This window comes from Maribacter sp. (assembly GCA_020629415.1).
GTDB lineage: Bacteria > Bacteroidota > Bacteroidia > Flavobacteriales > Flavobacteriaceae > Maribacter > Maribacter huludaoensis.
Genome location: JAHDDL010000040.1, coordinates 16010 through 28900 on the forward strand (window position 1 = coordinate 16010; position 12891 = coordinate 28900).

General features: G+C 35.1%; 16 protein-coding genes. 12 read left to right on the forward strand and 4 right to left on the reverse strand.

What is annotated here, in order from left to right; all coding sequences use genetic code 11:
* Positions 1-27 precede the first annotated feature (27 nt).
* The 4 genes from ccoG (at position 28) to QZ657_RS14250 (ending at position 3228) form a co-directional block, all read left to right on the forward strand.
* The gene (gene ccoG, locus QZ657_RS14235; protein ID WP_291967747.1) at positions 28-1446 is read left to right on the forward strand and encodes a cytochrome c oxidase accessory protein CcoG; all 1419 of its coding nucleotides are present in this window, start codon (positions 28-30) and stop codon (positions 1444-1446) included.
* 108 nt (positions 1447-1554) lie between these two features.
* The gene (locus QZ657_RS14240; RefSeq protein ID WP_276472887.1) at positions 1555-2001 is read left to right on the forward strand and encodes a FixH family protein; all 447 of its coding nucleotides are present in this window, start codon (positions 1555-1557) and stop codon (positions 1999-2001) included.
* A gap of 3 nt (positions 2002-2004) precedes the next feature.
* Positions 2005-2709 (forward strand): sulfite exporter TauE/SafE family protein, encoded by a 705-nt coding sequence (locus QZ657_RS14245; protein ID WP_291967748.1) that lies wholly within the window; start codon positions 2005-2007, stop codon positions 2707-2709.
* 27 nt (positions 2710-2736) lie between these two features.
* On the forward strand, positions 2737-3228 hold the full coding sequence (locus QZ657_RS14250; protein WP_291963169.1) for a GTP-binding protein: 492 nt from the start codon (positions 2737-2739) through the stop codon (positions 3226-3228).
* A gap of 79 nt (positions 3229-3307) precedes the next feature.
* Here QZ657_RS14250 and QZ657_RS14255 read toward each other — a convergent pair whose 3' ends face one another.
* Positions 3308-4129, reverse strand: a complete 822-nt coding sequence (locus tag QZ657_RS14255) for a universal stress protein (RefSeq protein WP_276472884.1) — start codon at positions 4127-4129, stop codon at positions 3308-3310.
* A gap of 53 nt (positions 4130-4182) precedes the next feature.
* Positions 4183-5544, reverse strand: a complete 1362-nt coding sequence (gene hemN, locus QZ657_RS14260) for an oxygen-independent coproporphyrinogen III oxidase (protein ID WP_291967749.1) — start codon at positions 5542-5544, stop codon at positions 4183-4185.
* Between the two features lie 183 nt (positions 5545-5727).
* On the opposite strand from hemN, the gene QZ657_RS14265 reads away from it, so the two are divergent.
* From QZ657_RS14265 to QZ657_RS14295, 7 genes are all read left to right on the forward strand, one after another.
* Complete coding sequence (locus tag QZ657_RS14265) at positions 5728-6123, forward strand: DUF983 domain-containing protein (protein WP_291963164.1); 396 nt, start codon at positions 5728-5730, stop codon at positions 6121-6123.
* 1 nt (position 6124) lies between these two features.
* On the forward strand, positions 6125-6757 hold the full coding sequence (locus tag QZ657_RS14270) for a Crp/Fnr family transcriptional regulator (RefSeq protein ID WP_291967750.1): 633 nt from the start codon (positions 6125-6127) through the stop codon (positions 6755-6757).
* Between the two features lie 69 nt (positions 6758-6826).
* Positions 6827-7627, forward strand: coding sequence for a sulfite exporter TauE/SafE family protein (locus QZ657_RS14275; protein WP_291967752.1), 801 nt, complete (start codon positions 6827-6829; stop codon positions 7625-7627).
* Between the two features lie 82 nt (positions 7628-7709).
* The gene (locus QZ657_RS14280) at positions 7710-9119 is read left to right on the forward strand and encodes an MBL fold metallo-hydrolase (RefSeq protein WP_291967755.1); all 1410 of its coding nucleotides are present in this window, start codon (positions 7710-7712) and stop codon (positions 9117-9119) included.
* 88 nt (positions 9120-9207) lie between these two features.
* On the forward strand, positions 9208-9555 hold the full coding sequence (locus tag QZ657_RS14285; protein ID WP_291967757.1) for a rhodanese-like domain-containing protein: 348 nt from the start codon (positions 9208-9210) through the stop codon (positions 9553-9555).
* Positions 9556-9658: 103 nt separating this feature from the next.
* The gene (locus QZ657_RS14290; RefSeq protein ID WP_291967759.1) at positions 9659-10288 is read left to right on the forward strand and encodes a DUF3365 domain-containing protein; all 630 of its coding nucleotides are present in this window, start codon (positions 9659-9661) and stop codon (positions 10286-10288) included.
* Positions 10289-10291: 3 nt separating this feature from the next.
* Positions 10292-10561 carry a heavy-metal-associated domain-containing protein gene (locus tag QZ657_RS14295; RefSeq protein ID WP_291967761.1) on the forward strand — a complete coding sequence of 90 codons (270 nt, stop codon included), beginning with the start codon at positions 10292-10294 and terminating at the stop codon, positions 10559-10561.
* Between the two features lie 35 nt (positions 10562-10596).
* On the opposite strand, the gene QZ657_RS14300 is transcribed toward QZ657_RS14295, so the two are convergent.
* On the reverse strand, positions 10597-11472 hold the full coding sequence (locus tag QZ657_RS14300; protein ID WP_291967762.1) for a sterol desaturase family protein: 876 nt from the start codon (positions 11470-11472) through the stop codon (positions 10597-10599).
* Between the two features lie 225 nt (positions 11473-11697).
* Between QZ657_RS14300 and QZ657_RS14305 the strand changes: the two genes are divergently transcribed.
* On the forward strand, positions 11698-11904 hold the full coding sequence (locus tag QZ657_RS14305; protein WP_276472873.1) for a DUF2892 domain-containing protein: 207 nt from the start codon (positions 11698-11700) through the stop codon (positions 11902-11904).
* Positions 11905-11910: 6 nt separating this feature from the next.
* Here the strand turns inward: QZ657_RS14305 and QZ657_RS14310 are convergent.
* Positions 11911-12891 (reverse strand): OprD family outer membrane porin (locus QZ657_RS14310; RefSeq protein WP_291967764.1); only part of this gene is annotated, 981 nt, incomplete at its 5' end.

The window sequence follows — 12891 nt, forward strand, 5'->3', positions numbered from 1 at the left end:
CTCTTAAAGCTTATAAAGAGAGAAAGAATGTCACAAGATCAGGATAATTTTAGAGATTCCATAGGTACCATTAAAGAAGATGGTAAACGGGCTTGGGTATTTCCTAAAAAGCCAAGTGGTAAACTTTATGAGTACCGAAAGTATGTAAGCTACGTGCTACTCATTTTCTTGATCGCATCTCCTTTTGTAAAAATAAACGGCAACCAGTTTTTAATGTTCAATGTGCTGGAAAGACGCTTTAATATCTTCGGGTTTCCGTTTTATCCCCAAGATTTTCATCTCTTTGTAATCTCAATGATTATAGGGGTGGTATTTATAGCACTATTTACCGTTGCTTTTGGACGCATATTCTGCGGATGGATGTGTCCACAGACCATATTCATGGAAATGGTTTTCCGTAGAATAGAATATTGGATAGATGGTGATCGTGGTGCCCAAATAAAATTGGACAGACAAGAATGGAATGCCGAGAAGATTCGTAAACGCGTTTTAAAATGGTTTATCTTTTTCATTATTTCATTCATTATAGCCAATGTATTCCTTGCTTATTTAATAGGTAGTGACCGATTGATACAATACATTACCGACGGACCCGCACAACATGTAAGCACCATGGTGTCATTATTGATTTTTACGGGTGTATTCTATTTTGTCTTTGCCTGGTTTAGAGAACAGGTATGTATCATTGCTTGCCCCTACGGACGTATGCAAGGAGTTTTATTAGATAATAAATCTATAGTAGTTGCTTATGACCATAAGCGTGGCGAAGCTGAGAACGGCAGGAAAAAATGGCGTAAAAATGAGGACCGCGAAGCAATGGGTCATGGAGACTGTATCGATTGTTTTCAATGTGTAAACGTTTGCCCTACGGGTATTGATATTAGAAACGGAACGCAACTAGAGTGTGTTAACTGTACTGCTTGTATAGATGAGTGCGATACCATCATGGAAAAAGTGAATCTGCCTAAAGGTTTGATCCGCTACGCTAGTGAAGATGAAATTACCAAGAAAGAGAAGTTCAAATTTACACCTCGTTTAAAAGGGTATACTGCTGTTCTAGTTATTTTAACTGGAGTGCTTGTTGGCATGATGTTCTTGAGAAATGACCTTGAAGCCAACATTTTAAGATTACCCGGTCAACTTTACGAACACAAAGAAGGTAATATCATTAGTAATGTATACACCTATAAACTATTGAACAAGACTACTGAAACAGTAGAAGACGTTCATTTTGAACTAATATCGCCCAAGGGAGAAATTAAACTGGTACGCAACGAGAATTTTGATGTTGAGCCAGAGGCTTTGGCAGAGGGCACCTTGTTCATTGAAATTAACCAGTCTGCATTAAGTGGAGATAAGAACAACCTTAAAATTGGAGTATATAGTAACGATGAGTTAATTGAGACCACTACGGCTCGCTTTTTAGCACCACGTAGTTATAAGTAAAACACCTCAGGGCAAGCCCATGAGGCATTCAAAGGATACAAACTTTTAAATTCAAGGCAAGCTTCAGGGTATTATGCCCTTTGGCGGTGCCAATAAAAACATAGCATCATGAAAATTAATTGGGGTACCGGTATTGTAATAGCTATTATAGCTTTCATTAGTTTTATTATGTTCTTTGTAGTTAAAATGACCACAAGTCATGACGCCAACCATGATTTGGTAACAGAAGAATATTATAAAGCGGAACTGGGCTACCAGAAAGAAATTGATGCCGAAAGAAATGCCATTAACGCTTCTTCACAAATAGAAATTAAAAAATCTCCAGAGGGTTTACTCGTAATTTTTCCTGATGGTTATGATGATACCAATGTTAAAGGTATCGTATCCCTATATAGACCTTCCAACAAGAATTTGGATTTTAATTTGCCCATTAGTTTATCCAATTCACATTTGCTCATACCTGACAATCAATTGTTGGAAGGTCGTTGGGATATTAAAGTTTCATGGCAACATGAAGAAAAAGAGTTTCTTCATAAAGAAAGTATTACATTTTAATCTATGTTATTATCTGCCCTCATACTAGGTCTTATGGGTAGTTTGCACTGCGTAGGTATGTGCGGACCCATTGCCTTTATGCTTCCGGTAGATAGAACGAACAATTATAAAAAGTTTGGGCAAATATTTATCTATCACTTTGGGCGTTTACTTGCCTATGGTATTATAGGCCTGGTGTTTGGGCTGTTAGGGAAAGGACTTTCCATCTTCGGAATACAACAGAAACTTTCTATTACTATTGGTGTTATAATGATTCTGATTGTTTTGATTCCCTATCAAACCTTCAATAAATACAACTTGTCCAAACCTGTTTACAAAATCATATCAAAAGTTAAAAATCAACTGGGCAAAGAGCTTAAAAAGAAATCGCCGGATACTTTTTTGACCATTGGTTTTTTAAACGGATTTTTACCCTGCGGACTCGTATATATGGCGCTCTTTGGTTCTATTGCAATGGGCGATGCCCTACAAGGTAGCTTGTATATGATACTTTTTGGCCTTGGTACCCTACCACTAATGACAGCTGCCATTTATTTTAGTAATTTATTAAAAGGCGGTATACGCCAAAAAGTACAAAAAGCAATTCCTGTATTTGTCATTATCATTGGTGCGCTTTTTATTCTAAGAGGTCTTGGTCTGGGCATTCCTTATGTATCCCCTGCCCCGGTTACCCAATTAGTATCCAGTGCTATAGAATGCCATAACTAATGACAATTTTTAAATAATTCTATTCATATGAAACCGTTACCGAACGAGATTGTACTTCGCCCCAGGTTTCAATTGCACATACCAAAAAATAAAGAAACTGTTCTTAGCAAGTTTGAGCGGTCAAAGGAGAATCCGTTTGTAACGAAACGATTAGATGAGCATGTATTTATAAAATTTAATAAAAAAGAGAACCATTTTTGGTCTCCGCAACTTCACATAGAAATTGATGAGATAGATGAAATTAGCTGCAAGCTTCATGGTGTTTTTGGTCCAAACCCTACCCTATGGACATTTTTTATGTTCGTACATTTCATTGTCGCCACATTATTTATAATTATAGGTATTTGGGCATATTCAAGTGCATCATTAGGCAAAACATATCATATACAAGTAGGTCTTATGGTGCTGTTGGTCCTCATATGGTTTGTGCTATATTTTGCCGGTAGAAGCGGTAAGAAAAAGGGACAACCTCAAATGCAGCAATTACTTGATTTTATGAGGAATGTTATTGATACTTAGTACTCCTTATATTTACCGAACAAATAAAACCCAAAGCTTTCGCTTTGGGTTTATTGTTATTTAAAAATATGGTTAGCTTCTATATTTTAAAAGTAATTACAGGAATACGGGAATGGTTGACAACATCTTCTCCTATACTTCCATTAAACAGATGTGAGATTCCTTTTCTACCATGGGTAGGCATTGCTATGGCATCTGCTAAAATGGTTTTACCGTAGTTTAGTATGCCTTGCTCTACACTGTAATCATTATAAATTTCTACTTGTTGCGCCGAATTGGCTTTCGTTAAAAATTTATTTATTTTTTGATATGCATCTCTATTACTTAAGAATTCGTCGTTGGGTGTATTGATAAAAACAACCTCCATACTGGCATCTAACATTTCCGCAAATTCTTTTGCTTTTTGAAAAGCAGGTAAGTTATCATCGTTAAAATCACATGCAAATACAAAACGATCTAAACTTAAATTGGTTATCTCGCCTTTAATGACCAAAACCGGTACGGTAGCATTACGAACTACTTTTTCCGCATTAGAACCAATAAACATTTCTTCCAGTCCGCTTGCTCCGTTAGAGCCCATTACTATTAGGTCTGCATCATGCTCTTTGGCAATGGCATCTAACTCACTGAATACTTTATAATGTTTAATGACCGGTGTTACGGAAAGTCCTTCCAAATATGGCTTTTCCAGAAATTCCTTTAAATTCTTTTCGGCAAGTTTTACCAGAAATACGGTCTGCTCAATATACATACCGTCAGGAGATGTCAGAATTGCCTGGTTTAGTTCTAGCATGTGAACTACCAATAATTCCACATCGTGTTTTTTTGCCAAATCTGCAGCTGCTTTTAACGCTTGTTCTGACTGTTTTGAAAAATCTGTAAGTACAATTATTTTTTTCATAATAATTTTATTTAGCGATTATTAAGATTAGGAACTTTTAATTCTTTTATTACTTAAACTGTCATTGAGAATAGTTTGGTCTCAGGATTTTTCCTTTGTAGTGGCAGATCGAATGCCATACATACATTTCTAACAAAAGGCCTACCCTTCTCCGTTATTTGAAGATTACCTTCCGTAATATGCACCAAACCATCTTCTTGCATTTCTTTTAACCTATCTAAAATACTGTTCATATGTGGCAGATGTAGTTTAAATTTGCTCCATGAAGTACTAAACTGACACATTAAATTTAAGATATGCCTTCTGATAATCTGATCTTGTTCAGATAAAATATGACCTCTATACAATGGTATAATGTCATTTTCTACCAAATTTTGATACTCCTCTACATTCTTTACATTTTGTGCAAAACCATACCAGCTATCGCTTATACTAGATGCCCCTAGCCCAATCATTAAATGCGTGTTAGAGCTAGTATAGCCCATAAAATTCCTATGTAGATCACCGTTTTCCATGGCCTTGTAAAGTCCATCGGTCGGCAAAGCAAAATGATCCATACCTATTTCATGGTAACCATAGTTCAACAATAATTCCTTACCTGTCTCATATTGCATTCTCTTTTCGTCCCCAACAGGTAAATCTGCATCATTATAACCACGTTGACCATTACCCGCCAACCATGGCACATGTGCATAACTATAAAAAGCAATACGATTTGGTTTAAGCTCTTTGGTCTTTTCAATGGTATAAATTACATGTTCAAGTTTTTGGTGGGGTAACCCAAAAATAATATCATGGCCAATTGATGTATATCCTATTTCCCTGGCCCATTCCGTAACATTTTTCACATTAACAAAAGGTTGAATTCTATGTATAGCCTTCTGTACCGTTTCATTATAATCTTGAACACCAAAACTTACTCTTCTAAAGCCAACATTGTACAAGGCCTGTAGGTGTTCTTTGGTGGTGTTATTTGGATGCCCTTCAAAACTAAATTCTGCATCGGGGGCTTTATCCGCCAGTCTTAAAATTCCATCGATCAAATATTTTAAATTCTCCGGATTAAAGAAAGTTGGTGTACCGCCACCTAGGTGCAACTCTTTAATAATTGGTTTTTCATCAAACATTGCGCTATATAGTTTCCATTCTTTTAAAACAGACTTTATATAGGGCATTTCAACATCGTGTCTTTTTGTTATGCGTTTATGACATCCGCAGAACGTACACATACTCTCGCAAAAAGGTAGGTGTATATAAAGGCTTATTCCGGACACGGTATTACTTACATGAAAACTTCTTTTTACCGTCTTTTCCCATTTTTTTCCCGAAAAAGTATTTACATCCCAAAAAGGAACTGTAGGATAGCTGGTGTAACGAGGACCGGGTACATTGTACTTTTGAACAAGCGAACACATATGAATTTGTTTTTTGACAAACATACACGTCATTACCAGTATAAAATATGATTAATATCAGTTCATGCATTAATGAAAAAAGATAACTTTTTAAAAAACAGGCAATCTATTAATATGCTTATGTAACCTATGTTACCTAAGCAAATATTAAAAACTTATAATTTTGTTTTTCAATTTCTAGGCATGTTATTAAAAGGTTCAAAATTATACAGCATAATTTTTTTAAAATGTCCACGTTGCCATAAAGGTGAATTCTTTGAGGCCAATCCTTATAAATTAAGTAACTTCAACAAGGTTAAGGATCATTGTCCAAAATGTAATTTAAAATATAGCATAGAGCCCAGTTTCTACACGGGCTCCATGTATGTTTCTTATGCCGTAGGTATTGCCGTTGCGGTTGCAACATACGTTTTGTCCTTGATTTTTAACCTTCAACTTTCCTTAGTAAACCTGTTCATAGCCATTGTGGTTGTATTGATTCTGACCATGCCTTGGATTGCGGCAGTTTCAAAATCTACTTGGGCAAACATATTTTTTAACTTTGATAAAAAAATAGCTCAGAAAATTAATTCTAACTAATATGATTCAAGACCTAACGACAGAATACGGAAAAATCTTTGAAGAGGAAATTATTAATGAAATAGTCCAAGTAGGTACGTTCAAAGAAATTCCCGAAGGATATAAACTTATGGACATTGGCGATTTTGTTAGAGGTATGCCCTTATTGATTTCCGGTGCTATAAAAATTTTAAGAGAAGATGAAGATGGGGATGAACTTCTGCTATACTATCTTGAAAAAGGCGATACATGTTCAATGACCATGGCCTGTTGTATGGGCGATAACAAAAGTGAAATTAGGGCCATTGCCGAAATGGACACCAAACTGATTATAGTTCCCATTCAAAAAATGGAAGAATGGACTACCAAGTATAAGTCTTGGCGTAATTTTGTATTCAATAGTTACCATGAGAGATTAAATGAACTTTTGAGCACCCTAGATAATATTGCTTTCCAAAAAATGGATGAACGCCTAATTGGCTACCTAAAAGAAAAGGCAAGGGTTACAAAAGACAATATTATTCACAATACCCATCAAGAAATTGCATATGATCTGCATAGCTCAAGGGTCGTAATTTCCAGACTTTTAAAGAAATTGGAAGAAATGGGAAAAATAAAACTTCACCGAAATTATTTAGAAATATTAGATTTATAAAGCCTCTGTAACCTTTGTTACTGCACAGGTTTCTATACCGCTCTACTTTTGTGTTACTAAATTAAATACATGGAAGTATTGCATATTCTAGGGTATATCAGCGCCCTAATTATTGGTATATCTTTAGGTCTTATTGGCGGCGGTGGTTCTATTCTTGCCGTACCTGTTTTAGCATATCTTTTTTCCATTAACGAAAAAGCCGCTACTGCTTATTCCCTTTTTATTGTTGGTGCAAGCGCACTTATAGGTGGGTACAAACAACATTTAAAAGGTTACGTAGATTGGCGTACTGCTATCGTTTTTGGTATTCCGGCCATTATAGGTGTAACCTTGGTAAGACATTATGTGGTACCGGCAATGCCAGATGTTTTATTCGAAATAGACAATTTTCAATTTACACGTAGAATGGCCATGTTCGGGCTGTTTGCTATTTTAATGATCCCAGCAGCTTACTCAATGCTAAAAAAAGAAAAGTGTATGGAGAATACCGGAACGGTTACCTATAACTACCCTCTAATTTTGTTGGAAGGTCTATTGGTGGGAAGTATTACGGGACTTATTGGCGCAGGGGGCGGATTTTTAATTATACCGGCATTGGTCATTTTAGCAAACGTTGAAATGAAGGTTGCCGTTGGCACTTCTTTGATCATCATCGCTATAAAATCTTTGTTGGGTTTCTTATTAGGTGATGCAATGACTATGCTTATCGATTGGCAATTTTTAGCGCTTTTCACCTTTCTTTCATTGATAGGCATTTTCATAGGTAGCTACCTCAGCAATTTCATTGGCGGTAACAAACTAAAGAAAAGTTTTGGCTATTTCATTTTAGTAATGGCCGCTTTTATATTCTACATGGAATTCTTTAGGTAAAATTTTTCTTATGTGACCAATGTCACTGTACACCTGCATTACATAAGATAATTTTGTGGAATTAATCAAAATATATAGTACAATGAAAGTAGAACAAATATATACAGGCTGTCTTGCACAAGGCGCCTATTACATTGAAAGTAATGGTGAAGTGGCTATAATTGACCCGTTACGGGAGGTACAACCTTACATTAAAAAAGCAAATTCCAATAATGCGAAGATCAAATATATTTTTGAGACGCATTTTCATGCCGATTTTGTAAGTGGCCATGTAACTTTAGCCAAGGAAACTGGTGCAGATATTATATATGGACCCAAAGCCAATCCGTCTTTTGATGCCATTATTGCCACTGACAATCAAGAGTTTAAAATTGGCAATGTTACTATTACGGCCCTGCACACTCCTGGTCATACTATGGAAAGTACCACCTATTTTTTACGTGATGAAAAAGGAAAAGACTATGCTATTTTTAGTGGAGATACTTTATTCTTGGGTGATGTTGGTAGACCTGATCTTGCTCAAAAAATGGGCGTATTAACAGAGAAAGACCTAGCAGGATTCTTATTTGATAGTCTTCGTGAAAAAATTATGCCGTTGGCAGATGACGTAATAGTTTATCCTGCTCATGGTGCCGGTTCTGCTTGTGGAAAGAATATGATGAAAGAAACGGTAGATACTTTGGGTAACCAAAAGAAAATGAATTATGCCTTACGTGCAGATATGACGAAAGACGAATTTATTGACGAGGTCATTGACGGATTGCTACCTCCACCGCAATATTTTCCATTGAACGTTAAAATGAACAAAGAAGGCTATGAGGACGTTAAAAAAGTTTTGGAACGTGGCACAAGAGCTTTATCACCAGCTGCTTTTGAAGCGGCAGCCAATGAAACTGGTGCCATTGTCTTAGATGTTCGTCATCAAGATGATTTTGCAAAAAGTCATATTCCACGTTCCATTTTCATTGGATTGGATGGTAGTTTTGCTCCATGGGTAGGTGCTTTAATTGCAGATGTTCAACAACCTTTATTGTTGGTAACTCCTGTTGGTATGGAAGAAGAAACCGTAACTAGGCTTTCTAGAGTAGGTTTTGACGGTACTTTAGGTTACCTAGAAGGCGGATTCGATGCTTGGAAAAAAGCGGCAATGGAGTATGATACCGTAAGTCAGGTTGATGCAGACGGACTTAAAAAAGCAATTGAGACTGAAAACGTTCCTGTTTTTGATGTGAGAAAAGAATCTGAATTTTTATCTGAACATATTATAGATGCAGTGAATACTCCGCTTGACTTTTTAAACGATCATTTAGCTGAATTCCCTAACAATAAACTTTTCTACGTGCATTGCGCGGGCGGATATAGAAGCATGATCGCTTCTTCAATTTTAAAAAGTAGAGGAATACATAATCTAATAGATGTTAAAGGCGGATTTAAAGCAATAAAAGAAGCTGGAGTTTCCGTTTCTGAATTTGTTTGCCCTACAACATTATAATTTTTTTATTGGTTGATTTTTGAAAGAAACGGTCATATATAAAGACCATTTCTTTCTATTGTTGAATATTAATTTTAAATAAAATACCATGTCATTTTTAAGCACACTCTTTGGTAAAAAAGATCAAGAAGCTACAGGTAATATTACCGTATTGAACAAGAACGAATATGCAACGCAAATTGTAACTAACAACATTAAACCTTTTGATGTTAGAACACCATCTGAATATAATAGTGGTCACATTAAAAAAGCAATAAACGTTGATATTTTCAATGCCGGCAATTTCAATAGTTACTTTGAAAAATTAGATAAAGAGAAACCGGTATATGTCTATTGTAGATCTGGTGCAAGAAGCCAAAAGGCTGCTCGCAAATTATTAAAAATGGGCTTTGTACAAGTATATGATCTAAAAGGGGGATATAATTCCTGGAATTAAACCAAGTATATACTTTAAACTATTAATTATTTAAATATCAAATACTTACACTTAAACAATAAGCGCCTTGTAAATCATATAATTAACTATTAATCTTATACTCATGAAAAAGATATTTTTATTACTAGTGGCTGTTTTAGTGCTAAGCTGTAAAGATTCGTCAAAAGTAAAAGATGATAATAATGTAGTGAGCTCAAATGCTATTGAAACTAGCAAAAACGCTACTATTAATGACAGTATTCTTCTCGAAAAAGGAAAAACGTTTGCCCAGAGTACCCAAAAAGTTTTAGGCAAAAACCTAATGGCCAGCTTACAAAAAAGCGGTGCTGTAGGTGCTGTAGAATTTTGTAATGAAAAGGCCTACCCTCTAACAGATAGTATGGCTGTTGTGCACAATGCAAAAATTAGAAGGGTCAGTGACAAACCAAGAAATACCAACAACCAGGCAAACAAAGAAGAACTTGAGTATATTGAATTTTTTAAATCAAAAATTAATAACAACGAGTCTTACCAACCTATAGTAACTAATGAAAATGGAAAACCTAAATTCTATTCTCCTATTGTTACCAATACCATGTGCTTAAATTGTCATGGGGTTCCAGAGACGAATATAGATTCAAAAGTTACCCTTCTATTGAACGACAAATATCCGTATGATCAGGCTATTGGTTATAAAGAGAATGAAGTAAGAGGTATATGGAGTATAACTTTTAACGATAAAGAAAATAATTAAGATATGACATCAATAATTCCTATTCAAAATTTAAAATGCGGTGGCTGTGCCAAAACAATTGTATCTAAACTAGAAGAAATTTCTACCGTTACCAATGTATCGGTAAATGTTGAAACATCATCGGTTTCTTTTGATGCAGTAAATCAAGAAGATATTAATACCGTAAAAACTAAATTAAAAGCAATTGGCTACCCCAGTATTGACGAAGAGAATTCAGTACTGTCAAAAGCAAAATCCTTTGTGAGCTGTGCCACGGGAAAATTATCTAATTAAAGTATAGGAATATTTGAAGAAGAAGTAATTAACGGTTACTTCTTCTTTGATTTAAAACCATGCATTAACTGCCCTAAAAAACCTTCTGGCAATTCCTCATCTCCTGGGTACCCCAATCTTACATCACCACTATCTTCTGGTATGTAGTTGGTTTTAAATATATAATCCCACAAGCTCAAGCTAATTCCGAAATTTACACCGTATGTTCCCTCTGGTAAATCATAGGCATGATGGTATAAATGCATTACAGGGTTATTTAAAATATATTTTAATGGTCCCCATGTAATCTTTATGTTAGAATGGTTAAAATGCCCAATGGCAATTGCAGCAAAATGTACAACGTAAGCTTGTTCCGGTTCAAAGCCGCCAAGTAGCATTACACCAAAAGTTTTTAAAGGTTTATAAAGAATATTCTCCATCCAGTGGTAGCGTAAATGCGCGGCAAAGCCCATTTCTTTTACACTATGGTGTACTTGATGAAACTTCCATAAAAAAGCATATTTATGCAGTAATGTATGGGTAAACCATTGTACAAAATCCAACACCACAAAAAATAACAATAACTGACCCCACATAGGCCAACTAGATGTATCTATAACGGCTAAACTATTGGCTTTAATACCAATATCTTCAAAGAAAACCCCTAGTATCTTGTATATTCCACTTATGGCAATGGCAAACAAAAAGAAGTTGAAAAACATATAAAAGGCATCTAACCAAAAATCCTTTCTAAAAACACCTTGATTTTTTCTCCATGGAAAAAAGATTTCAAGTGCCCAAACAATGAGGGAAATTAAAATGAGTCCCCAGAAATAATTAAGATACCAAGGCACATCGAAAATGATAGATTTCCATGTCCAACTTAATGTTCCGGTAATCGCATTTAAAAACGCCTCTACATATGCTTCCATTGCACGCTAACTTTTTACAAAAATACTGTAATTATATTGCCCTTTATGTAACCAAAGTTACTTTAGAAATCTTGCATAACCATTAATTTTGACCTGACCAATGTCATATGCCACGTACTTAAAATACAGTACTTTGGCAAGGGCAAAGATGTATCAACTAAAAAATATGTTATGTTAATCAATACTATATTGCCAACATTACAATTAACATTTAAAACTAGCGTCATGAAAAAAAATATGGGAACCACAGACAAATACATAAGATTTATTATTGCAGCTATTCTTCTAATTGCATTTTTTACAAATGCGGTAACCGGTGTTTTAGGTTATATTGCGTTAGCCGTTGCAGCTATTTTCATATTGACATCTTTCATAAATTTTTGCCCGTTGTACACTTTGTTCGGTGCTAATACCTGTAAGGTTAAAAAGTGATTTAATTTAAAAATTGTAATTGAAAATTATATCCAAATGAAACATATCTACCTTATTGAAATATAGGTTTGGGTTGTTCGGAATATTTCCATTTGCAATTTTAGAAGTGATCAATAGTTCTGGTCGTAAATGTTTTAACTTTTTAATAGTAAAGAAAACATCTAAATTAATATGGGTGTAATCTGGTAATGCGTATTTGTTCAAAGTAGCATCGGTTACGCTACCCTTCCAATGTTTTCCAATACTTAAAATAGTTTTTAGATTTAATTCTTCATCAATTACATTAGAAGTATTTACATAGTTGAACACCAACGCATGATTATCAGCTGAGCCTTCGCTACGTTCTCTTTTCTGAAAACTGAACAGGTCTTCCCTACCCCATTCTCTAGGTGATAAAAATTGACCGTTCGGCAATATTCTATCGTAACCTAATGATAGTAAACCTACTTTACTTTTATACCCAATTTTTAATCCTACTATGTCCGATGAATTTTGATTGTAATACCTGAGAGAATCTATACTATTACCACCATCACCTACCTTATTTTGATGCAGCCACTCCCCTTCTAAACTAATAGTTTTAGATACTTTTAATTTAGGTTTGATGTAGATGGAATTAAAAACGTTATCCACATACTGGTTCCAGACATTTACACTTAATTCCTTTGACAGCTTAAATTCGGCGTTAGCCATTAATATATAGTCAGATTCAGTATTATCAGCATATGCCGATGCATTACCATACATATTTCTACCTACGGGATAAGTTCCAATACTTTCCCCAATACCATAAAACTCCCCTGTTGACCTTGGTGCTATTTCATTTAAAACGCCCAATTGAAACTTTGCCTTTTCTGCACTAAAATGATACCAAAAACCCTGAACCAAAGTAGGTATCATTCTACCATCTTCGGGGTTGATCAAGGGTGTATTGATCTTCATTCTACCTAATGTAAAGGTGTGCTTATTTAATTTATATTTCGCATA

Coding starts and splice junctions, on each gene's coding strand:
- ccoG (WP_291967747.1), top strand. CDS start 28: ATGTCACAAGATCAGGATAATTTTAGAGATTCCATAGGTACCATTAAA.
- QZ657_RS14240 (WP_276472887.1), top strand. CDS start 1,555: ATGAAAATTAATTGGGGTACCGGTATTGTAATAGCTATTATAGCTTTC.
- QZ657_RS14245 (WP_291967748.1), top strand. CDS start 2,005: ATGTTATTATCTGCCCTCATACTAGGTCTTATGGGTAGTTTGCACTGC.
- QZ657_RS14250 (WP_291963169.1), top strand. CDS start 2,737: ATGAAACCGTTACCGAACGAGATTGTACTTCGCCCCAGGTTTCAATTG.
- QZ657_RS14255 (WP_276472884.1), bottom strand. CDS start 4,129: ATGAAAAAAATAATTGTACTTACAGATTTTTCAAAACAGTCAGAACAA.
- hemN (WP_291967749.1), bottom strand. CDS start 5,544: ATGTGTTCGCTTGTTCAAAAGTACAATGTACCCGGTCCTCGTTACACC.
- QZ657_RS14265 (WP_291963164.1), top strand. CDS start 5,728: ATGTTATTAAAAGGTTCAAAATTATACAGCATAATTTTTTTAAAATGT.
- QZ657_RS14270 (WP_291967750.1), top strand. CDS start 6,125: ATGATTCAAGACCTAACGACAGAATACGGAAAAATCTTTGAAGAGGAA.
- QZ657_RS14275 (WP_291967752.1), top strand. CDS start 6,827: ATGGAAGTATTGCATATTCTAGGGTATATCAGCGCCCTAATTATTGGT.
- QZ657_RS14280 (WP_291967755.1), top strand. CDS start 7,710: ATGAAAGTAGAACAAATATATACAGGCTGTCTTGCACAAGGCGCCTAT.
- QZ657_RS14285 (WP_291967757.1), top strand. CDS start 9,208: ATGTCATTTTTAAGCACACTCTTTGGTAAAAAAGATCAAGAAGCTACA.
- QZ657_RS14290 (WP_291967759.1), top strand. CDS start 9,659: ATGAAAAAGATATTTTTATTACTAGTGGCTGTTTTAGTGCTAAGCTGT.
- QZ657_RS14295 (WP_291967761.1), top strand. CDS start 10,292: ATGACATCAATAATTCCTATTCAAAATTTAAAATGCGGTGGCTGTGCC.
- QZ657_RS14300 (WP_291967762.1), bottom strand. CDS start 11,472: ATGGAAGCATATGTAGAGGCGTTTTTAAATGCGATTACCGGAACATTA.
- QZ657_RS14305 (WP_276472873.1), top strand. CDS start 11,698: ATGAAAAAAAATATGGGAACCACAGACAAATACATAAGATTTATTATT.